This window comes from Paenibacillus nuruki (assembly GCF_963311185.1).
Taxonomy (GTDB): Bacteria; Bacillota; Bacilli; order Paenibacillales; family Paenibacillaceae; genus Saccharibacillus; species Saccharibacillus nuruki.
In genome coordinates this window covers 1502847-1526000 of record NZ_OY725677.1, presented here as the reverse complement: position 1 = coordinate 1526000, position 23154 = coordinate 1502847, and the positions used below count along the sequence as shown (strand labels likewise).

The following is a 23154-nucleotide window of genomic DNA, read 5'->3' as shown; positions in this document are numbered from 1 at the left end:
AATTATGATACTCTTAATTTATGATCAAAACAATCTTTTTTTATTAATTTTTACAAATTTATTTATTTTTCGATTAAATAAGCGCATAAAATATCGCAATAATCAATTTTTGATTTAATAAATCATAATTATGATTGAAAAAATCAAAATAAAGAAATATACTATAAATGAAGTCCGCTCGTAATGACTATGTTGCAAAATATACTATATGGAGGTCAATTCATGAATTTAACGTATCAGGAAGTAAAAAAGCAATATACAGCGCTACATCAGACGTTCAATTATATGCTAGAACATCGTCATGCTATTGAAGAATTAAGACAACAAGTTCAACCTACTTCTATTACCTTTGTAGGTTGCGGCTCTAGTTACTGCCTAAGTGAATCCGCTGCTTTTTCGACTCGTTTGTATACACATATGCCTGCATCTGCATTAGCAGGTGGTGATCTCATGCTAAATGCAGAGCGATATGCTCCTCTTTTGGCAAATACATTATTGGTTGCTCCATCACGCTCAGGGAGTACAAGCGAAATTATAGAAGCTATTCAACGTGTACGTAAACTACAACCTCTTTCGGTTCTTTCTCTATCCTGTGTATCCGATTCTCCTTTATCTACACAAGCTGATTTATCTTTAGAATTACCATGGGCATTTGATCATAGTGTATGTCAGACTCGTACAGTCACGAATTTGTATGTAGCTAATCTGTTGATTAATGCTTTTTGGAGTAATGATGAGAAATTAATTGAAGATATTCAAAGTGCGATTCAAATGGGCGAAGCTTATATGGAAAAAGTAGAAGCATCGATTCGAGAAGTAGCTGATTTCGCATGGAAACGTGTCATTTTATTAGCAGATGGTGAATTACAAGGATTAGCTAACGAGGGTGCAATTGCTATTACTGAAATTGCTCAAGCAGAAGCGCATGCTTTTCACTTATTAGATGTTCGCCATGGCCCAATGGTCACTATTGATCAAGATACATTGGTGATTGTAGCATTAACTGGAGAAGGCACATCGTATCAACATGATCTTATTCAAGATATCCATGCTCGCGGAGCACGAATTATTGCGTTAGCCGATCACGCCAATCGGATTCCAGATGCATTAGTCCATCTAGGAATTGTTTTAGAACAACCTTTGCATCCAGCAGCACAAGGGATTCCTTTTATTTTCATCCCGCAAATAGTCGCTTTAGCCAGTGCAGAGCGTCAGAATATTAATCCTGATCAACCCGATGGATTGGAAGCATGGGTAAAGTTGTAAAAGTAGATTTGTATTTGTAATAGTACCGATAAAATTTATACAACAAAAGAGAACAGTCCTCTATAAAGGTCTGTTCTCTTTTGAGTTGTACTATTTGCCTATCATTTATTCATTTCAAATCACACCTAGACCTGCTAATAGCGTACAAATTCCAGATAAAATAATCAATCCCAATGAATACTTTTTAAACTTCTGCTCGTTCAAATAGTTAACCGCTTTAACTCCAATCCATGTCCCAATCACCATCACGGGTAACATCCAACCTAGATACAGACTCATCTCTTGATCGATCAATCCACTATATACAAAGGTAATGATCGTCACTCCATTTAATATCACACCGACTAAGGCTAGATTGGCTCGAAACATCTGCTTGGACATGCCTTGATTAGACAACATCAATGCCATAGGAGGTCCACTAACAGAGATACTTCCACTCAACAACCCACTTAACGCTCCTGCTGATAGATAAGCTGCTTTTTCATTGGCTATCGGAATGGTGCGTCCACTTAACAAAAACACAGCAAATAGTGTAATCAATATACCTGTCGCAATTTTAAGTACACTTCCACTGATAATAAGTAAAAATAACGTTCCTACCGGAGCCATAGCAACACTCGCGATAATCAATAATCCGATTTTACGAATATTCGTATCTCGATACACTGAACCTAAGACCAACAAACAAATCAGCATACTCAATATCACAATCATCGGTACAACACGTTGAATAGGGAGAAACAAGCTCAGTAAAGGTAAAGCAATCAACGCAAACCCAAAACTAGTCAGTCCTTGTACAAAACTTGCAATCAGGATAATACCTGCCCCCATCAGTAGAGCGTCTATAGTAATCATCTATACTCCTTCATGTTAACTAGATTCTATATTATATTAGATTATACGGTATACTTTTATCTATCCATACTATAATACTTTATAGGATCAATATAGATATAATCTACTAACCAAATTAGGCGGGATAATACGATGAAATTAGAACGATTGATTGCGATGATCTATAAATTACTTCATCATGAAGTATTGTCTGCTTCTGTATTGGCAGAACAATTTCAAGTTTCACAACGGACTATTTATCGGGATATTGATGTACTCTGTGCTGCTGGATTACCGATTGTCTCTTATCAAGGTAGTGGCGGCGGATACGGGATTATGGATGGATACAAAATGGATAAAAGTCTACTAGGTGCGTACGATGTCAATTCATTGATCACTGTTCTTGGTAGTCTCTCCACTGTATTTCAAGATCAACGTGCTCAAAGTACTATTGAACGTCTACAGAATATTGCTCCTGAACATCATCATTCTAATCTGGCGATCAATTTTAATACATACCGTACAGAACCTCATGCGCTGCTTTTTCTACGTCAAGGCATTACAGATACCAGAGTCGTTCGTTTCGATTATATTAATGCCAATAATGAGCATAAGGCGCGAGAAATCGAACCGTTATGGCTTCATTTTAAATATAGCACATGGTATGTACAAGGATTCTGCCGGACACGTCAGGATTATCGTGAATTTCGCTTGTCTCGAATGATGAATGTGCAGTTAACCGAAGAACATTTCCAAGCTCATCCACTTAGCCCTCAAGAGCCTATACATGCCGAACAAGAATGGAATACTTTATTAGAAAATATCGTGATTCGTGTAGCACCCCAAGCCTTGTCTGAAGCACTGGATCAATTTCAGCAAGCCGATAAGGAATTTCAGACAGATGGAAGTATGATTATGCGTATTCCTGTCTACCAACCACTGGAAGCCAAATGGTTGCGGTCGACACTGCTTAGCTTCGGAGATGGTATTGAAGTACTAGAACCTATCGAGTTACGTAGTATCTTAAAGCAACAACTTCAACAGGCGCTCAACCTTTATCCAGAAGTATGACATACTGTTGTCATACTTGTTTGGCTATGATGAGGATAGAAATTAATTATCATTCCAGAGGAGCTGTTATTTGTGCCAAATCATCCTGTAGCTATGTTTGAGTATCATATCTGGGCAAGCCGTACGATTATGGAAAGGATTCAAGAACTGCCTGCTTCTGTGTTACATGCAGAAGTAGGTAGCTCTTTCCCGACTATTGCACATGCACTAAGTCATATGTACGCTGTAGATCGAATGTTTTATCAAGTGTTACAAGGTGAAGAAATGCCGGAAGCCTTACAAGAATGTATGGCTTTGAATCAGACCACACTGACTTCTATCGATGAGTATATCACTCGTTTTGCAGTATTAACTGATCAGTATCAACAATGGCTACAAAGTGGAATAGATTTAGAACAATCTCTTCTACTGAACAATCCTTATGTCGGCCCAAGGCAGACGCGTTTAGCGGAAATCGTACTGCATGTAGTAAACCACGGAACATATCATCGAGGAAATATTTCTACTATGCTTCGTCAATTAGGTCATGCTTCTGTAATGAATGATTATCTATTATTCTGGTATCAGGAATCGGCATCATCTATCTAATGATCGAAAGGAACATGATATATTGAATAACATTGACCATCTTCTCACTATACATTTCAGAATAGAATTAAGAGCATGGTTACAACAGCATAGTAATGATATGCCCTATTGTTGGGTGATTGTGAGTATCACACCTGTTCCCAATATTCTACTCTATCTAGATGTGGTCGAAGAATGTCTATGCTTTGGCTGGATCGATGGGGTCAAAAAGAAAATATCTGATACACAATTAGCACAGCGATTATCTCCTCGTAGTCCCAAAAGTTCATGGACTGAACTAAATAAAGAACGTGTTCGTCGTTTAGAGCGACTGGGATTGATGACGGATGAAGGTAGAAAAGTACTGCCTGATATGAACGAAGAGAATTTTACTATTCATCCATATATCCTTCAAGCTTTACAAGAAGATTCTGAAGTGTATGCTCACTTTCTAGCTTTTCCAGCGCTATATCAAAGAGTGAGAATCGATACGATTCAGAGTATGGAGCATCAACCTGAAGTATTTCACAATCGGCTTCAGAAATTGATCACCAATACCAAAGCCAATAAAATGTATGGTCAGTGGCATGACAATGGGCGTTTATTGGATGCTCACGATTTGTTATAAATGATTATTTACTTGTATGACTATACATTCTCAAACACAAAAACGTGTACTTCCATGTCGATGTTTGACATAAAAGTACACGCTTTGATTTATGATTAGATTGATTGCGACTCTATCCAGCTTTTCAACTTGGGAAAGACTTCAAGTGCATTATTATAAAATACATTCTCCCATTGCGCTTCAGGAATTAGATTTTTGATAAAAGCAATATAAGCATCTAAAGGCACTAACGGCCAGTCGGTACCGAATACAAGCCGATCATACTTTTCAGCAAACACGATAGCACGCTTGAAATGATCCACATAGGTTTGTTCACCCATCAGGCGGTACACTTTAGAGCTATCTCCAACAATCCAACCGGATAGATCAGCATATAAATTGGGATTTTTCTCAAGTAGAGCTGCGGTGTCCATCACCCACGGATCACCCAAATGACATAACATAAAGGTAATATCCCGGTGCTTAAGGAACGTTTCTTCCATCGATAAGGGATGTGAGTATTTAAGCAGTCCATGATCCGAATAAGTCAGTCCTCCATGAATAACGATCGGAAGTTCATACTTACGCGCAAGATCATACACCGGATCATAGATAGCATCACCCACATTATAATGATAATACCCTGCATATAACTTGATCCCTACCACTTGTTGTGACTGCAAAGATTGCTCTAGTGCTTCCAATTGACCTTCTTGATGCAATGTCACTGGATTAATACCCACGCAAGTAAATAGATTATCTGGCATTTCATCCTTTAGATCCAATAACATCGGATTAAGTGCCGCTGTATCCGGAAAACCACCAGCAGAAGTCTCTGTCACGCCCATGCCAACAGCAGCGACTACGCCTGATCGTACAAATTCATCCAATAATCCTTGTTGACTATAGTCAATTGAAGCTAATGTCTCAGCTGTATCATAAAAAGATTCTATTTCCGAAAAATGAATATGGGCATCTATGATTTTCATGATGGACTCCCTTCTGAATCATTTTTTGCATCACGTACATCGAATTGAATATTGAATAAATCTGATAATGTTGAATCTGGAATCTCGGCATCTGAAATGATATAAAATTGTGGTTTGCCCCATACCTGTTCATTGTTGTTAGCAAATAGGTTAGCGATAGCAACAGAAGCCACTAAATGCGTATTCACAAACACAGCACAAGATTCATTTTCTGGATGGTCAACAAACAGTAACTTTTCTTTCCGTTCATTAGATCCAAAGCGAATGATTCTATCTTTGACTTCTGTCTCATACTGCACTTTTCCCGCTTTGTAGATCACATCTTCTTGGACTGTATTTTTAATATAAGCTTTGGCGTCTTTGATCTCTTCACTGACTTTGTAAAAGCTAAAATGATTCGCACCAAATGGTGATAATGTAGTTCCTGTATGTTGATCAAGCTTAATAAAGTTACACAGGACAGGAACCCCTGGAAGCGTAACATAATACTGCTGGAACGACAGTCCTTTTAACTTTACATTGTTCTGAATATGAACCGTAATACAAATACCTGACCATACATTTCCTAAATTATCTTTGATTTCTGTAAATTCAACAGAGCGTTCTTCTTCTAACAAGGTACGTGGTGATAGACCATGAACTTCTAATGTCATCCCACCTATCCATGGATTCCACCATGATTTAGCAACTGGTTGTGGAAATGAAGAATCTAACCATTCGACCCCATGATACTTCAGCGAAAATACAGTCGGTGCAAAAGATTGACTGGCTTGAAATTCAAGTACACCATTGCGCACTGTATGAATATCTCCATGCTCTGTGGAGATAATTTCCTGCGTGATCGCTTGTTCAGATCCTGGAAAGACTAAGCGCTGTTCTTCCAGTATATAAGAGTCCATATCCAGTTGTAATCTCAGCACATCTATTTCGTGAGCTGATTGTAAAGGAAGTTGCACCTCGAAATCATGCAGTTCTAATGTTCTATCAAGCTCATATTGATTCGGCTCTACACTATTGAACTGTGAAGCAATCGATAGCGTACCCTCTAGTATCACATTTTTGTGTTCTGTAATCTCCACATGTAGTGATTGCTGTACAAATGGATTGCCTTGATTTACTTTTAGCTCCAGAGATGAAGTTGCTATTAATGTATCTGCTGAGCTTTTCTGTAAAGCAAATGTCCGAAAGTCTTGCCAATCATTCCATGTGCCAATCGCTAACTGTAGCGCAGGCGTTTCGACTTGTTCTCCAAGCTTGCTAAGCGATAGCGAATGTTCTAATGCATATAACCAATGATCTGTAATCAATGTCTGATCGGCTGACCATGTTACACCATAGGTTGCATGAGGGGTATATGAGAACAACCAATTTTCAGTAATATCGCTAACTTCCCAGTAATCTGTAGCCGAAGCGTCAGAACCTTTAGCTGTATGGATATACTGATGTCGATAAGGAATAATACTATTTTCTAGCGCAAGGCGGAAATGTTCTTTTAAAAATAAAGGTTCGGTTCTTTCCTGTTCACTCGTATTCTTCACTTTGTAATATCGATTTACGATACCATTTGGATATAGTTCTACAACAGTTGTCAAAAGGATATGGAGCGTTTCCAGATTATATTCTGCTTCAAGAATCATCGCTTCTTCTTGGCGGAAAGTGACTTTAGAAGCACGATCTTTTTGAAACTCATTTTTGTAAGGTAATCCAAATTTGGGATGGAACAGTTGGGTAATACTTTCTAGCCCTTTATAGATAGCAAGCTTATTGTTTATTTTGTTCAAGCAGACATGGTATTGTCCGTTAGAAATAACCCAATCTTCAGCCGTCTCGCCTCCAAAAGAAGAGGAGATCCCTGAAAATACAAGACTTATGTATTGGTCAAGAACTTTGGAATCGGCTGTATAGCTTTTTTCCTTGTAAATAGAAATCGAATGATGCCAGATACCATAGCTAAGCAGTGTTGCTGTCAGTGTCACCGATTGACGTGATCGAGCTGGAACTTCAATAGCTATCTCAGCATTTTGAAAAGATAAGATATCGTCATCTGGACATTTCATATAATAAGTTACGGTTTGATCGTATTCATTTTCTACTGTTAATTCTAATTGTACTTCTTCGCCGACCATGATCATGCGGTGAGGCGCTTGTAATTTTAAGCGAACTGGAAATTTAGGTTCGACTCCGATCTTGAATATAGCAGACTTCCCATTAATGACTAACTCGGCTTCGACAACCGGATGCGTCTGGAAAAGGTCTTGCTCTTCTTCAATCGGCATAATCTGAAACTGTCCCTCAATAGTGGCGTGGGTGTCTACTGTTTTCGATTCTTGTAAGTCAAACGATACCGCGCTGTTACTGATTGATCGGATCTCAAGCGATAAGGGCTTACCTGTTTTGTTAATGATTTCATAGACAATCGGATACTCTGTTCCAAAGGGCAATCCATGCGCAACAGGGATCGTTGCTTGAATCTTATAATCATTCGTTTCAATCAGTCGCAGTCCGCGTCCTGTGCGTTCATATTCCATTTTGAGGTGTAGATCGTCTTTACTCCACTGATAGGTGAAATAATCAAATCCATACTCTTGCCGTCCATCCGGTTCGGTTATAATGTCACGAGTGCTATCTGTATACCAATCCATATGTTCAAAGTAAGACTGTACCGCTGGTGTCTGTAACACCGAAGGAATAAGATTGATAAGATGTGTAGTATCATCCCGACGTTCCCAGAAAAAGCCTGCTTTTTTATACGTAGGAACGGCTTTGATATTCCCCGGCCATGTATACAAATCTAAGCGTGGCCATCCACGTTGTAACGTTTCTTCGACTGCTCGTAAGACCAAGCGCTTGCCGATCTTATGTCCATGATAATCTGGACGTACATTAAGTAAAGGAATGTATAAAGCACCTGTATCTTCTTTATAATGAGAAAAGCTACAATATCCTACGACTTCTTCTGCTACTACTGCTAAAAAGATATCAATATGTGTATGATTGTGGTGTTCTTTCAAAATCATTTGTTCGGTCTGAACAGTATTATCACCACCCCAACTTTCATGACTGGCATTCCACATTTCTGCAATCGATGCAGCAAAGCGTGGTTCATAAGTTACTATTTGAATATTATCCATTTGGGTCATTGTTCTGGCTCCTCTATTAGATAAAATATCCGTATTTTACTAGCTACGATTAAATGAAGATACAGCTGTCGCTCCTTTCTGTCTAATTGTCTTTTATAATACTATGGTTCACTGCATAAGCAAAGCTTGAGAATGATCATACTATTCATGTGATAACTCCTACAAATCAGAGCAACAAAAAACCTCCTCATGATCAGGAGGTTTTTGACTTATTTCAAATTAAGACTGTAAAATCATCGCGCCATAAGCCGGTATAGTCGTGGCTCCATCTATGGTTGTACCTGTTAAGATATCTGTACGCGGAACTTTAGTATGGATAGGAGCCGGTTGATCACTGTAATTAAGCAAAAATACATAGTCTGCATGTTCATTCTGACGAATCCCTACTTCTACTTGCTCCGGTAATTCTAACCATTCGACAAGCGGTGAAGAAATATCCAATAGACTCAACAATTCATCTACAACTGCTTCATTAAAAGCTGCTCCATAATACAACACCTGACCTTGCCCCTGTGAACGCTTGGTTAATGCAGGAGCATTTTCGTAATAACACGAAGTATAGGTAGCTAATACTTCTACATCATCATGCTGAATGTGCAAAATATCGTTAAATAGTTCTGCGGATTGTTCGATCTGCTTGTTATTATGCTTCCAGAGCAGTCCCGGAGCTTCAATCGTACCTGTAATAGAAGTAAAATCAGCTACAGAGATACCACATAAAGAAGCTACAGGCCCTGGCATAGGCGCCATCCGGCACTGACCATTCAAGTCTTTGTATCCTGTTCTTGCACCAAAGATCAGTGTTCCCCCTGCTTCTACATACTGAGTTAATAACATCGCTGTCTGTTCAGACATAATCGCCGCATGCGGATAAATGATGAATTGATAGCGTTGTAGTTCTTCTAATGTCTGATGACGCAAATAAACGATATCTGTTGGAATATGCTGATACTGAAGTTGCTTGAACCATGCATTAATACTTTTAGCGGTTAAAGGGCCATGCCAGATATCGTATTCGCCATCCCAATCATTATCATAATCTTTGAGAATAGCAACATTGGCTTGATACGTTGTACCTGCAATCTTTTCACCGATGGAGACAAATTCTTCCCCTACTTGAGTGGCTTCTGCAATACGACGATTAGGCTGATTATGGTAATCATTGAGACCATGCCAGTATATCTCTGTACCAAATGTAGCTGTACGCCAGCGGAAGTACATGACTAGATCTGCACCATGCAGTACAGATTGGTATGTCCACAGTCTCAATTGACCTGGACGTGGAGCAGGCATATTCATACGATTCACCCAGCCACCCGGCCCTGCTTGCTGTTCCATAATACAGAAATTATTAGATATATTACGCACAACACTTAGATTCTGACTCCATTTGCGATCCAGTAACGGCTTGTGCTCGTTATTTCCGGAAATCGTTGAAAATTGAGGATACGAATCATATGAGAAAAAGTCGAGCATTTCTTCTGTTAAGGCATGAGTATCCAAATGACCAAACAATCCATTAGTCGTAATCCAATGATGCGGTGCGACTTCTCGCAAAATCTCTGCTTGAATACGAGCAAATGCAATCGTATTGTCTGAAATAAACCGCTTTTCATCTAAGACATGATGCGGATTGGGAGAGTGGGATACAGTAGGACGTGGCAAATACACCTGCTCCCAATCTGTATACGTCTGACTCCAGAATACAGTCCCCCATGCTTTATTAAGCGCTTCCAACGTATGATAACGATGTTGTACCCATTCACGGAATGCGATATGGTCTGCTTCTGCATAGAACTCACTAATTTCACAGTTTAGTTCATTATCGATCTGCCAACCTATAATAGCCGGATGATTTTTGAAATGATTTGCCATTTGACGGGTAATATTTGCACATAATTCTCTGTATTTGGGGCTACTATAATTGTAATGTCTCCGCATACCATGCTGATATGTAACACCTTCGATGGATACGTTCAATACTTCAGGGTATTTATGAGTTAACCATGCAGGCGGAGTGGCTGTAGGTGTTCCCATAATCACTTTCAATTCATATTGTTGAGCTAGATCTAATACACGATCAAACAGATCGAAATAGTATACTCCTTCTTGTGGTTCAAATACACTCCATGCAAATTCTCCGATTCGAATATGAGAAAGGTTCATCTGTTTCATTCGTTTAAAATCATCTTCCCATAAGGAATCCGACCATTGTTCAGGATAATAACATACCCCTAATTGCAAAGAATCTAGCTGAATCGATTTGTTCATGACTATCACCTCTACTGTTTGGATAGTCTTATTTTAAGTCTACTGAGCGTATCCGTATATAACGAGTAATTATCCTGATAACACTATTTTGCGATTATGGATTTACGATATAACTGCTGTTACTATAAAATAGGTCGTAGCATAGCATTCATTTCATATGAAAGGACGTAACGATGAGAGAACATATTTTCTTTCCCAATCCTTCATTTCCGCATTATAGTTGTTATCCAGACTTTATAGGTGGTTATCAGAACCATGCTTCTCATACCGTAGATCGTCCAGCTCAAAGCAGTGATTTCAAATTAAACCAGTTATATAATCTGCACTTTATTGTGAAAGGAAAAGGTTATGTATACAGTCAAGGTACGAAATATGAGCTGAGTGCAGGTCATGGATTCTTATATGGTCCTGAACTGGCACAACGCTATCAAGCCGATCCTTCTGATCCATGGGATATACGTTGGGTTCACTTTTCTGCTTCGGCACTCGAATCTTTATTGGGTAATCGGGGCATTAGTGAAGTCTGGTTATTTGAACATCATCATATAGAAACATTGAATCAACGGATGGATGATTTATTATCGCTAGGTCGCAACTTCGATCTTCAGCAAGAAATACGTGCTTCTGCTATTCTATACGAAATGTTGTTGCATATGAGTAAAGAAGCGGTCTCCCTCCACTTGCCCAAAGATCCTTCATTACCAGGCATTCATGCAGCCGCCAATTATATGCGTGAGCACTGTACACAATCTATATCGATCACAGAAATTGCTACATTCACAGGTTACAGTGTGCCTTATTTTTCTCGCAAATTCCATCAATCCATGGGTGTCACGCCTACTGCTTATTTGCTAGAATCTCGAATTTTACATGCCAAAAAGTTGTTACTGTCTACGAATAAAACGATTCAAGATATTGCTGTGGAGTCAGGCTTTTCGCAGAGTAGTTATTTTATTCATTGCTTCAAAAAAGTCGTTGATCTCACGCCTGAACAATTTAGGTTAAGTTGGGATTCTTGATAAGAACATGATATGTATAAAAAAGATGCCGAATATCTTCAGCACCTTTTTTGTTCAATCTATGGTATCACTCTCAATGCATTTCATAAGAACGTTGCTCTGTACCTGCAAAAGAATCAAGCATAACGATAGGATGTTGCTCTATACAATGGAGTAACGTCTTAATCAATAGACATCGATCTTGGCTATTCATTATTGCTTGCTCTGTCTGCATGATTTCACGCCACTTTACACGCTTCATTTCTAAAGTGAGCTGATCGGTATGCACAGATATTTTCGAATTATAGAGGCTTTGTTGAATATCCAATGCTTGAAACAATAGTACATGATTAGACTGCTGGATCTGTTGATTCAAATGGTCTTTGTTCCATTGCAACAGATTAATATCATCTAGCTCATATAAGACAGTATTCATCATTTCTAGCAGTACACTACTCAGACTGTATTCTAACCGTTGATAGGCATGATGAATAGTTGGATGATCTAATACATTTTCTTTCCCAACATGACTTTGATGCAAATGAGTATACACCATATCTAGATACTGCATATAACTTTGCATATAGTTTATTATTTTCTGCTCGGGGATCAAGTAAGGATCTGTATAATTGGTGAAAATAAGATGATCTATATCCTGACACATTGTATCTAAAATTAAACTAAACAGATGATCTTTATCTTTAAAGTGGTTTGTAAATTCTTTTTCCTTCAGACCACAGATATGCATAATATCTTGCTCTGAAACAGCATCATATCCCTTTTCAAAAAATAGCAGTTTGGCTTGTTGAACCATGGTATAGGTGTTATTCATCTATTAACCTCCTTCGCACCAACGCATAGATAGTAACCACATATTTAGCTACTATCTATACATAAATGCTTTTTTAAGAAGTATATGATTAGGATAGCAATAAAGTATTGTAATTACATCGACTGTTGACGTTTGGCTAACCGTTTGTTTTTGCGTTCTATTTTAGAAGTCATTCGTTTGTCAGTATAACGAGCCATTACCATATACAACGCTGGTACAACGAATAGTGTTAATACCGTTGAGAACACCAATCCGAAAATAATAACGACACCTAGTGGACGGAATAATAACTCTCCTACAGTTGCAATTGGAATCATACCCACAATAGCTGTTAATGATGTTAAAATAATCGGACGGAAACGTGCTGAAGCAGCTAGAATAATCGCTTCTGTTAGTTCCATACCTTCATGTCTTGCATCTTCTATAAATTCAATCAATACAATCCCGTTCCGTACTACAATTCCGGCTAATGCAATAATACCCATGACCGCCATAAATCCGATCGGTGTCTGTGTTACAAATAGCCCTAGTACTCCACCTGCCGCTGCTAAATAGACTGTTGTCATAATGATAAAAGGAATCAATAAGGAATAGAACTGCATCGTAATCAGGATGAAAATAATAAATATGGCGACGACAAATAATGCACCTAAATCTTTAAACGTATCGCTCTGGCTTGATGTCTCCCCGCCTACTTCCCATGTATATCCTTCAGGAAGCTGGATCTGTTCTAACTTAGGTCTAATATCTTGCATCGCTTCTGTTGCGGTCGGTCCACTTAGTTCAGCTTCAATCGTATTCACACGTTTAAGATCATAATGATTGATCTGTTGAATCGAGAATACCGGCTTGATCTCTACAATTTGAGACAATGGAATCTGTGTACCTGCGGAATTCGTAATATTCACCTGTTGCAACAATGTATTCGGACTGCTGTTACGTGAATCTTTGATATATAATTTCAAATCAATCAAATCACTACCATTATCAAAATCTCCTACAGTAAATCCACTACCCATCATTAATAAGGTTTGAGTTAAGTTTTTGTAAGTCACTTGATAGCGATCCATCGCTTGCTTGTTTACGGCGAAATCTAAAGTATAACTATCATTTCCTGTACTATCTGTAATCCCGTACGTACCCGGAGATTCTGAAATGATCTGCTTGATCTGATCGCTCAGACTACGTAGTTCTGGTAATTGATCCCCTGTCACTCGAATAGAAATAGGTTTTCCTACTGGAATCCCGAGTGCTGCACCTTTTACCGAAATTTGAATGCCGGGATATTCTGTTTTTAATGCGGCTGACCATAATTCTACAGTAGAATCAACATTCATCCCATGTTGCCCTGTGACTAGAATCTGACCTGAAGATGCGCCATTACCTGATCCACCCGTACTATTAAATAACTTGGGAGCCGCGCCACCTACAGCGTACGCTAATTTATCAATATCCGGCTGTTTTTTCACCCATTTCGCAATATTTTCAGTCACTTTATTGGTTTCTGTAAGTGAAGTTCCTGAAGGCAAATCAATATCTACCGAAATCTGAGGTTCTTCGGATGTGCCAAATAACTCAACAGGTGTCAATGCAGCAAGTCCGTATACAGCTGTACTAACTACAAGTCCTACCAGAGCCACCATTAATGGACGTTTGAGTAGACCTGGCATTAAGCGAAAAGCATAGCCATTCGTTAATAGCTGAATTTGCTTACCTAACAGACCCGGTGGCTTATCTACATGGCGTTTCCCTTTTTCAATTTGTCGATTCTCATACCATTCGCGGAAAATAGGAATAATCGTTAACGACATAATCATCGAAGCAAGCATACATAATGAAATAATCACTGGAATCGGTCGGATAAATGAACCCATGTCGCCCGGTAATAACATCAATGGCACAAAAGCAGAAATTGTTGCAAGTGTAGCCGTAATAATAGAAACAGCGACTTCTTTGGTACCTCGCACTGATGCTTCTTTTGGATTTTCTCCAAGGGTTGATAGCCTTCGCTCGATATTGTCATTGACCACGACTGCGTCATCGACCAGAATCCCCAGCACGATAATCAGACCTACAATGGTAATCTGGTTCAACGTGATACCAGCTTGAGGTAATGCAATCAATCCTAGAGCAATAGAGATAGGAATAGAGAGAGCTACAAAGCCTGCTGTAAGTAAGTTCATACCTAATGTACAGATCAGAATAACCGCAATAATAGCGATCGCCATTTCTCGTATTAAATCGTTAAATATTCGCTCAACTTCATCATTTTGAGCAAATAAAGACTCGATTTTCACATGAGAAGGTAATGTTTTCTCTAAAGAGGTCATTTTAGCGGATAATACTTTGTTCATATTGATAACGTCTGAACCTGCTTGACTACTGATATCCATAGTGATCGATGGAACACCATTGTAGTAACTGAGATACGATTCTGTGGTAGGAACCATTTTCACATCAGCTACATCTTTGAGATAGACCGGAATACCGGCTTCAGTTTGAGTAATCAAAATCTCTTTGATCGTATTATAATCATCTGATTTATCGACTTTGAGTTGATACATGCGATTGTCATACGTTAGATTTCCGACAGGAATACGATCATTTTCGGATTGAATCCCTTGTAATACTGTTTCCCATGAAATATTATATTGTTTCAGCTTATTCGTATCTGCTTCGATACTGATTTCTTGCTCGGGTAGTCCTTTAATCGCTACTTCAGTAATGCCGGGAATCGCACGAAGCTGCTTTTTCCATGTGTTCATAAGATCATTTAACGCATAGACATCTTCTTTGGTCTTACCATAAATAGCAAAAGACTGTACAAAACTCTGTGCTAAATTATCATTGACGATCGGTACATCTGCATCTGTAGGTAAGCTGGATTGAGCATCTTCAACTTTACGTCTTAATTCATTCCATACCTGTTCTGCATCGGCTTTATCTTCTGCTTGTACCGTAATCGTTGAAATTCCATTTCCTGAAGTTGAAGAGATCGTTTTGAGATCAGTCACTTCTTTGATCTTTTGTTCAAGTACTTCAGTCACAGTCTGCTCCATCAGTTCTGGCGAAGCACCTGCATAAGTGGTCGTAACCATTGCTGTTTTGACCACCACATCGGGCTGTAATTGTCGAGGTAACCCTATCCCTGAATAGACACCATACAAAATAAGTAAAACAAAAAACAATAGAGTAACTTTACGTTTTCTTATAAAAAACTCAATCATGAGCAGTTACCTCTTGAGCATTCTTTGGTGTAGCCAGAGTATCGCCATTAAATAAACGGTCTGCTCCCTGTACAACGACTTGTTCTCCAACTTGAAGTCCACTTTTAATCACATACTGATTGTTATAGGACTCGCCTACAGTCACAAAAGTCTGAACAGCTTTTCCTTTGATATTTTTGAATACATAGGGTTTATCTCCTGTACTAATCACTGCTTCTACAGGTAACAGTATTCCTTTTTGCGTCGTTGCTTGACGAGAAGCTTTGACCACCTGTCCCGGTTTCCAATCTTGCTTGGTATTACTTACAGTGACTTCTGCATTGATTGAACCTGTACTTTCATTGGTTTGTGGATATAACTTGGTCACTTTGCCTGTGCGTACATCATCATACAGACTTACACTTACTTCTTGCCCTACTTTCCATTGACTGATCTCGCTATCAGCTATAGGGAGTAGAACTTTCAAACGTGTGGTTTCTCCAATTACAAATGGATCGGATGAACCGCCCATAGCGCCACCACCACTTGAACCTGCACTCACTGTCTGACCGACAGATACATTTTTTTCTAAAATCACACCGCTGGCTTGTGCTTTTAAGGTGGTATAGGAAAGACTCAACACAATTTTATTTTTGGCTGTGATCGCTTGATCGTAGCTTGCTTTCGCTTTGTCGACTCCTGCTTGAGATTGAGCAATACCTGCTTCTGCTTGGGCTACACTTGCTTTGGCTTGTTCTATCGTTGCTTGTGCACTAGCGATTCCTGTCTGTGCTTGGGTGACAGCAGAAGCTGCATCTGCACGTTCTGAATCACTTGCACCTTCTAGTGTTAATGAAAGCTTGGCTTGAGCGTCTTTGAGACTATCTGTCGCATCAGCTAGAGCCGTCTGTGCTTGTTCATTCTCTTGTTGCGTAAGTAAGCCGTTGCTTGCTAACGTCTGCGAGCGGGTCGCTTCTGCTTTTGCCTGATTATAAGCGGTTTGTGCTTTGTTCACAGCATTTTGTGATTGTGCTTTTTCTTGCGAACGTGCTCCAGACAATACGCTTTGCTCGCTTACACGCGCACTATCGATTTTGGCTTGAGCACTGGCTAATTGAGCGTTGGCAGAAGATACTGTAGCCATTGCATTTTGCTTAGCGGCTTGAGCATCTTTTAAAGAAGCATTGGCACTGGACAGATCGGCTTGAGCAGCAGCCACAGACTGGTTCGCATCTGCTAATGATAAATTCAGATCAGCTGTATCCAATGTAGCCAGTACAGCACCTTTCTTTACCTGTTGTCCGATCTCACCTTTAACCGATGTCACTGTTCCAGCTGTACGGAAAGTAATAGGTGTTTCTGTATAAGCAGTTAATGTGCCTGATAAATTGTAATTCACATTAAGTGCTTGTTTTTGAATAGTGGTAAATGTTACATTGCTACTTGTTGTATTCACAGCAATTGTCGAAGAGTCTGTAGAACAAGCAGTTAGACTGATAACAAGTAGTATAGCTATACCTGCAAAATATCCTTTTCTATTCATTGATCATGTTCCTCTCTTATCTCAACACCAGTATAGTTGTGGTTTCTCTGTGCTTATCCTAACAAAGATAATATGTTGTCGAATCGTCCAATCGTACATGCACATCATGCCCTTTCGGGCAGAATTTATTACAACGCAAAAAAGAACACATCTCTACAACAAAGTGATGTGTTCTACATGTAATTATATTTTAGGGGTTATGTGTCTTTTTTTAAATATGCACAAGCCCTTGTTCTACTGCTATGGCTACAGCTTGTGCTCGTGAATCGACACCTAGCTTATTATAAATATTCGTAAGATGAGCTTTCACAGTACGCTCGGCAATACCCATATCAAAAGCAATCTCTTTACTACGATGTCCATGTGCAGCTGCTTGGAGTACAATCTTTTCTTTATCTGATAAAGAAGGAAGCAAATTGTTTCTGGTTGGCTTTTTGGGTGCAACATCATGTTTGGCTTTAAACACAATTTCCATAATTTCAGGTTGTAACAAGGTCTCGCCTCGAATCGCCGAGTCTAATGTACGAAAAAGATGCTCACGTTTGGTATCTTTGAGCAAATATCCTTTCGCTCCTATGGTTAAGCCTTTGATCATAAGATCATCTTCATTGTAAGTGGTCAGAATAACGACAGGAATCGTATTGTTCTGCGCTTGCAATTGTTCGATCGCTTCAATTCCATTCATAATCGGCATATTTAGATCCATTAAGATCACATCCGGACGAAGCTCTTCAATCAGCTGAATAGCCACTTTGCCGTTATCTGCTTCACCAATCACTTGATAATGTTCACTCGTCTCTAAGATAAGCTTAAGTCCTTCTCTAACGACAAAATGGTCATCTACAATCAATACGTTGTATTTCATACTATTCTCCTCATCTCAAAGGAATCTCGATATGCACAGAAGTTCCATGAGGTATACGATTCGTTATTTCTAATGTACCCTGTACAATACGGATACGTTCTTGCATGCCAATTAGACCATAATGTCCACTAAATGAACCGATCTGACGCATATCGAATCCAATGCCATCATCTTTAATATCCATTACCAAATGATGGTCATCATACGAAATGTTCAATTCTACATGGTGAGCTTGAGCATGCTTGATAATATTGGTCAAACATTCACGTATAATATGAATACTATGTTCATAGATCAATTGGGATACTTCTATAGGGGTTACTATATTGCTTTGTATCGGGATACCTGTTAAGGAAAGGAAATGATCTACTTCTTTCTCTACAGACTCAGCAAAATTCACTTGTAATTCGGTATGCAAACGCAAATCATCAATCGCACTGCGAGCTTCTGCTAATGTGTGACGTGCACCGCTCATAGACAAATGAACAATTTCATGTGCTCTTTTGGTATTATTCGAAGAGAGATGGGCATCAATCGCTTCCAATTGCATAATCAATCCGGCTAATCCTTGTGCTAACGTATCGTGCAGATCCCTTGCCATACGCTGACGTTCATTAGCAACCGTTAATTCTTCGACTTGATGATGAGCGATTTCTAATTCTTTCAAAAAATGCTGTGTACGTAACTTAGCATAAAATTGACGTAACGTTAAATTGATAATGCCTCCTACCAATACGTTCATTAATGTAAACAACGAAATATAAAACAGCAAATTAACAAAGCTTAAATAATTCATATAAGCAATACATACTATATAAATAGCCGCAATAGAAATGATTATCGTTATCTTCTTATACGGAGCATATAGTAATTGTCCAATAATAATCGGATACAGCACAATCATGACTAAATAATATCCTTGATTCATAAAATAAACAGACATGAGAAGGATAGCACTTTGTAATACATAGTACACCCATAATTCTCTTTGAATAAACCAGGTTACTTTCCAATTCAAAAACATAAAGCACAAAATACCCAGACTTGCTATCACAATATGAAGCACACTATTATGGGACGTTGTTTCTAATAATGTAGTTCCAATATGAACCATCAGAATCCACACGATCACCGGTTTACGTAGTTCTAACGCTATCTCACTCAGATACTTTTTTTGCATAATGCCCCCTTTCATAAGCCTCTTACAGTATAACAGGTGCTCAGATCAGGACATTGTACTTTCGGGCATGTACGTTGCAAAATTTAATAAAGCGATAAATACAACTTATTCTAGCTATAAGTGATTCATTTATACATGAGATGAATGGATATGATCAGCTAATATGTCTTTGGCAGATGTCCATTGTATTCCGGCATACCGATCGTTATCAATCTGTTCAAGCTTACCTAATCCGCTGAACATACCATGAACATATTGCATCCCTTGCCATGCGGGATACAAATCGGTTGAAGGCTTAGAACAACTACGTGCAATCTTAATCAATGTCTCCAACAATCCTCGACTTCCTGCTTTGAGCAAACGGAATCGTTGACCGCTTAATCTGCTCATCAGTACCGTCAATTGACGTGCATTGATCTGATCTCCTGCAATCTGTAAAAAGCGAGGAGCAGAGTTATCCAATGCTGCTTTGGCTGTATAGGTAGCTACATTGTCTTTGGTTGTAAAATCCATAGGTTGATCCGCATCATCCCAGTAAAGGATTCGGCGATGTGAGAAAAGAACGATAGGTGCCATCCCTGTTAACATATCTGCAAATGCTCCATTTAAAATAGAAGTGGCTGCAATCGGTGCTTGATCCAGTCTTTTCATAAAATCACGACGTAAATCCAAATTGCGATTTGATCCTACAGGTAACTTGGTATAGTCCATCGAGTAATCAGAAGGAATAAAGCGAGGAACGCCTGCTTCAACAGCTGCATTCAGTAGTAAAGTTTGTATCTCGATAATCACATCTTCTAGTCCACTTAGAGCAGATACTACACAGGATACGCCTGTACAAGCTGCTTTCATTTCTGCTGCATTCGTATAATCGACTTCTAAGATTTCGATTCCTAGTTGTTCTAAAGGTACCATCTTCGATAATGAAGTGCCCCGGCGAATCAATGCCCGCACATGTGCTCCTTCATGAACCAATGCTTTGGCAATCCGTTCGCCCAGATCACCAGTACTGCCTGCAATTAAAATCGTTGAATGTTCCGGTACCATGTAGAGATCCTCCTCAGTGTAATAACCTTTTATTTGTTGTTCCGTATTTTATAGATTATGTATAGTTCATTTTACCATTTGTTGAATCTATTAGAAATTATTAACGATAAGAATTTTTCTACAATCGTTAAATAAAAAAGCTATCATTCCCAAAGGAAGATAACTTTTCATTTTATTATTTTGGATTGTGCAGGATTCCTTGTAAGATCACTTCTAATCCCCATTGAAATCTCTCTTCGTCACCTGAGAACATTTCCTCATTTAAGCGAACAAGCATTGGATATTTTACTGCATCTAATGATTGGTAAGAATCACGAATCGATTGAAGAGTCATGCCTTTTTGCTCACGAGAAGATTGTTCAAAAGCTACTGAGGTGACATATAAAAGTAACATATCTGCTCCCCATGCTGCTGACTTCGCCTGTGCTCCCCCTGCTTGCAAACGCGCTAATATATATTCGTTGATTGCTAAAGAGTAAGGGCCGATTGGGATCGTTGTTAATGCAAGTTCCGCTACTCCTGGAGATGTATACAAAACGTTAAGATAAGAATTCAATAGAGAGACTAGTTCACTTTTCCAAGAGTTCGGTCGCCCTTCAGGCAATATTACATCTCTCAATCCATAATCAACTACATAACTGTAAAGCTCTTGAATATTTTTGACATACACATACAGTGATGAAGCGCCTGTATCTAAATGTTTAGCAATTTTGCGCATACTCATGCCGGACAAGCCTTCGGCTGCTAACAATTCAAAAGCAGTCTTTACAATAATTTCACGACTAAGTGCGTCTTTAGCAGGTCTGGTACGACGACTAATTATAATTCGATTTGTATTATCCATAGTTTCCTTATAACATGTTTAACTTTATTAGTAAATCCTAGAGTACTTTTTTATGCTTGTTGATGATACTGATTCATTAATGCTGCTAATCGAGAAGCTGCCTGATCACCAAAACAAAGCTGTAAGTTTTCATACGATTCTTTAGCCGCTTCTCCAGAGTAAGCATACATTTTCTGCTCATAACTTTGAACAGCTATACTCAAATCATTATGCTGTACAATAGACAGTGCTAATTCGGTAGCATCTAACATTGCTAGATTCACACCTTCACCAGCAAAAGGAGACATTAGATGTGCTGCATCTCCAATTAATGTAACTCCTGCTCGGTGTGCCCACGTTAATCCTACAGGCAACATGTAAATGCGTCTTGGAAGAATTTTCCCTTCTGCTAAACGGATATAATTTTGAAGAGAATCATCCCAATCTTCAAAATAACTTAGCAATTTTTGTTTTGCTATATCAGGTTGATCCCATAAAAAACCGAATTGATCTAACTATTCTTGCTCTACTTGAAAGCTCGCATACACACGAATATCTCCATCTCCATTTAACTGACCGATGATTGCTTTGTGATCTGCCAGTGCAAACATTTTACCACGACGATTAAAGCTAGACAGCTCAGGATGATCTATAGCCACATTTTTGATATGAACTTCTACCATACTCAAACCTGTATATTCTGCTTTGGCTTTTGTTAGAAGAGGACGAACTTTTGAAAATGCTCCATCTGCTCCTATAACAAGATTAGCGGTTTCCACATTCCCGTTTTCAAAATGAAGTTCATACAGATCATCTTTTAATGGAACAACATGGCTTAATGAGTGATTCCAGCGTATAGAAGTAGGGTCAAGTGCTTGTAATATCATTTCACATAATACACCCCGGTCGATTTCGGGACGATCTGAACCATGATCTTCTGCTATTTCGTCTAAATACATTTTTCCTTTTTTGTCAAAAAGTCTAAAGTCCTCTCCATCATAACGAGCAACAGCTTGAAATGATTCAAATAAGTCGGCTTCTTGTAATGCTCGCTGTCCAGATTCACTATGAATATCTAATGAACCTCCTTGTTGGTTATTAGCTTGAAAAGAAGATTTTTCATAAACAGTAGCTTTGACACCATATTTTTGTAAAATAACGGCTAACGTCAAGCCCCCAGGTCCTCCACCAATAATAGCTATTTTTCTTTCGTTTGCTTTTTGCATAATAATATCATCTCCATGTTTAACAGATTAACTTGTATTAGTTATATCATAACGAACATCGTTCGTAAAGTACAGTGTTCGTTAAATGCAGTAAGTGTACGATATAAATTTGTAATCAAAAGAAGTCTGTGTAGTTTAATCTACACAGACTTCTTTTATATCCATTAACTATTCCATTCGTCTCCAGAAAAACGTTCTGTAGCACGAGTATGCTCTTGTTTGGCTTGCTCACTTAGACGATAGCGAATTTCCTGAAGCATAATAGACATGATTTCCCGGCGTTCGCCAAGATCAATAAGTGCTTTACGTAATCCATCACGCACCATGCCTTCTTGTTCACCTTTTTGGTAACTAGCCAGAGCCGTAGCGCCTTTTTCAATTTCTAACTGCAAGTCTTGTACATAGGAAGTCACAAGTAATAATGACTCTTCATATACATCACTCGAAAACCCTTTAAGTGGAGAACGAATAAATCGTTCCTGAACCGATTCCTGAATATTAACCATTACAAAGGCTGGATTACTCAATAACAGATGCATACTTTGCATTTGCAAATCTTCCGGCATACGGTCAATCAAAATCGCTTCATTGTTCTCAAGCAACTGTTTTAAACAGTAATTCAGTTCAGCTTCACCTTCTGGTAATTTCTCTACTTGGTTTTTTCGCACAAAATAGATCATTATTGTCTC

The 23154-nt window shown here is 38.7% G+C and carries 17 protein-coding genes and 1 pseudogene; 5 read left to right on the top strand and 13 right to left on the bottom strand.

The annotated features are described in order from the left end of the window. Window positions 1-222 precede the first annotated feature (222 nt). On the top strand, window positions 223-1266 hold the full coding sequence (locus RCP16_RS06845; RefSeq protein WP_308641972.1) for an SIS domain-containing protein: 1044 nt from the start codon (window positions 223-225) through the stop codon (window positions 1264-1266). Window positions 1267-1380: 114 nt separating this feature from the next. Here the strand turns inward: RCP16_RS06845 and RCP16_RS06840 are convergent, their stop codons facing one another. Beyond that, entirely contained in the window at window positions 1381-2121 is a 741-nt protein-coding gene (locus RCP16_RS06840) for a sulfite exporter TauE/SafE family protein (RefSeq protein ID WP_308641971.1), read from the bottom strand. Between the two features lie 132 nt (window positions 2122-2253). Here RCP16_RS06840 and RCP16_RS06835 point away from each other — a divergent pair, with 132 nt between their 5' ends. The 3 genes from RCP16_RS06835 (at window position 2254) to RCP16_RS06825 (ending at window position 4366) form a co-directional block, all read left to right on the top strand. After that, window positions 2254-3171 (top strand): helix-turn-helix transcriptional regulator, encoded by a 918-nt coding sequence (locus RCP16_RS06835; protein WP_308641970.1) that lies wholly within the window; start codon window positions 2254-2256, stop codon window positions 3169-3171. 93 nt (window positions 3172-3264) lie between these two features. Beyond that, complete coding sequence (locus RCP16_RS06830) at window positions 3265-3759, top strand: DinB family protein (protein ID WP_273594677.1); 495 nt, start codon at window positions 3265-3267, stop codon at window positions 3757-3759. Window positions 3760-3790: 31 nt separating this feature from the next. Beyond that, window positions 3791-4366 (top strand): YdeI/OmpD-associated family protein, encoded by a 576-nt coding sequence (locus tag RCP16_RS06825; RefSeq protein ID WP_503467187.1) that lies wholly within the window; start codon window positions 3791-3793, stop codon window positions 4364-4366. A gap of 95 nt (window positions 4367-4461) precedes the next feature. Here RCP16_RS06825 and RCP16_RS06820 read toward each other — a convergent pair whose 3' ends face one another. The 3 genes from RCP16_RS06820 to RCP16_RS06810 all read right to left on the bottom strand — a co-directional run bounded on the left by RCP16_RS06820 (window position 4462) and on the right by RCP16_RS06810 (window position 10745). Continuing rightward, window positions 4462-5334, bottom strand: coding sequence for an amidohydrolase family protein (locus RCP16_RS06820; RefSeq protein WP_308641968.1), 873 nt, complete (start codon window positions 5332-5334; stop codon window positions 4462-4464). Continuing rightward, complete coding sequence (locus RCP16_RS06815) at window positions 5331-8474, bottom strand: GNAT family N-acetyltransferase (protein WP_308641967.1); 3144 nt, start codon at window positions 8472-8474, stop codon at window positions 5331-5333. The genes RCP16_RS06820 and RCP16_RS06815 overlap by 4 nt, the downstream gene beginning before the upstream one ends. 219 nt (window positions 8475-8693) lie before the next feature. Further along, complete coding sequence (locus tag RCP16_RS06810) at window positions 8694-10745, bottom strand: beta-galactosidase (RefSeq protein WP_308641966.1); 2052 nt, start codon at window positions 10743-10745, stop codon at window positions 8694-8696. A gap of 173 nt (window positions 10746-10918) precedes the next feature. Here RCP16_RS06810 and RCP16_RS06805 point away from each other — a divergent pair, with 173 nt between their 5' ends. Next, window positions 10919-11764 (top strand): AraC family transcriptional regulator, encoded by an 846-nt coding sequence (locus RCP16_RS06805; protein WP_273594096.1) that lies wholly within the window; start codon window positions 10919-10921, stop codon window positions 11762-11764. Between the two features lie 73 nt (window positions 11765-11837). Here RCP16_RS06805 and RCP16_RS06800 read toward each other — a convergent pair whose 3' ends face one another. The 9 genes and pseudogenes from RCP16_RS06800 to RCP16_RS06760 form a co-directional block, all read right to left on the bottom strand. Then, window positions 11838-12575 (bottom strand): TetR/AcrR family transcriptional regulator, encoded by a 738-nt coding sequence (locus RCP16_RS06800; protein ID WP_308641965.1) that lies wholly within the window; start codon window positions 12573-12575, stop codon window positions 11838-11840. 113 nt (window positions 12576-12688) lie between these two features. Continuing rightward, entirely contained in the window at window positions 12689-15802 is a 3114-nt protein-coding gene (locus tag RCP16_RS06795; RefSeq protein ID WP_308641964.1) for an efflux RND transporter permease subunit, read from the bottom strand. Next, window positions 15795-17324 carry an efflux RND transporter periplasmic adaptor subunit gene (locus RCP16_RS06790; RefSeq protein WP_308641963.1) on the bottom strand — a complete coding sequence of 510 codons (1530 nt, stop codon included), beginning with the start codon at window positions 17322-17324 and terminating at the stop codon, window positions 15795-15797. The genes RCP16_RS06795 and RCP16_RS06790 overlap by 8 nt, the downstream gene beginning before the upstream one ends. Before the next feature lie 211 nt (window positions 17325-17535). Continuing rightward, the gene (locus tag RCP16_RS06785; protein ID WP_308641962.1) at window positions 17536-18189 is read right to left on the bottom strand and encodes a response regulator; all 654 of its coding nucleotides are present in this window, start codon (window positions 18187-18189) and stop codon (window positions 17536-17538) included. 10 nt (window positions 18190-18199) lie between these two features. Further along, window positions 18200-19369 carry a sensor histidine kinase gene (locus RCP16_RS06780; RefSeq protein WP_308641961.1) on the bottom strand — a complete coding sequence of 390 codons (1170 nt, stop codon included), beginning with the start codon at window positions 19367-19369 and terminating at the stop codon, window positions 18200-18202. A 129-nt stretch (window positions 19370-19498) separates the two neighbouring features. After that, complete coding sequence (locus RCP16_RS06775; RefSeq protein WP_308641960.1) at window positions 19499-20416, bottom strand: NmrA family NAD(P)-binding protein; 918 nt, start codon at window positions 20414-20416, stop codon at window positions 19499-19501. Window positions 20417-20591: 175 nt separating this feature from the next. After that, window positions 20592-21260: a TetR/AcrR family transcriptional regulator gene (locus RCP16_RS06770; protein ID WP_137221743.1), complete on the bottom strand. Its 669-nt coding sequence runs from the start codon at window positions 21258-21260 to the stop codon at window positions 20592-20594. A gap of 50 nt (window positions 21261-21310) precedes the next feature. Beyond that, a pseudogene (locus RCP16_RS06765) lies at window positions 21311-22465 on the bottom strand (FAD-dependent oxidoreductase). 164 nt (window positions 22466-22629) lie between these two features. After that, on the bottom strand, window positions 22630-23145 hold the full coding sequence (locus tag RCP16_RS06760; RefSeq protein WP_069327138.1) for a hypothetical protein: 516 nt from the start codon (window positions 23143-23145) through the stop codon (window positions 22630-22632). Window positions 23146-23154: the final 9 nt, after the last annotated feature.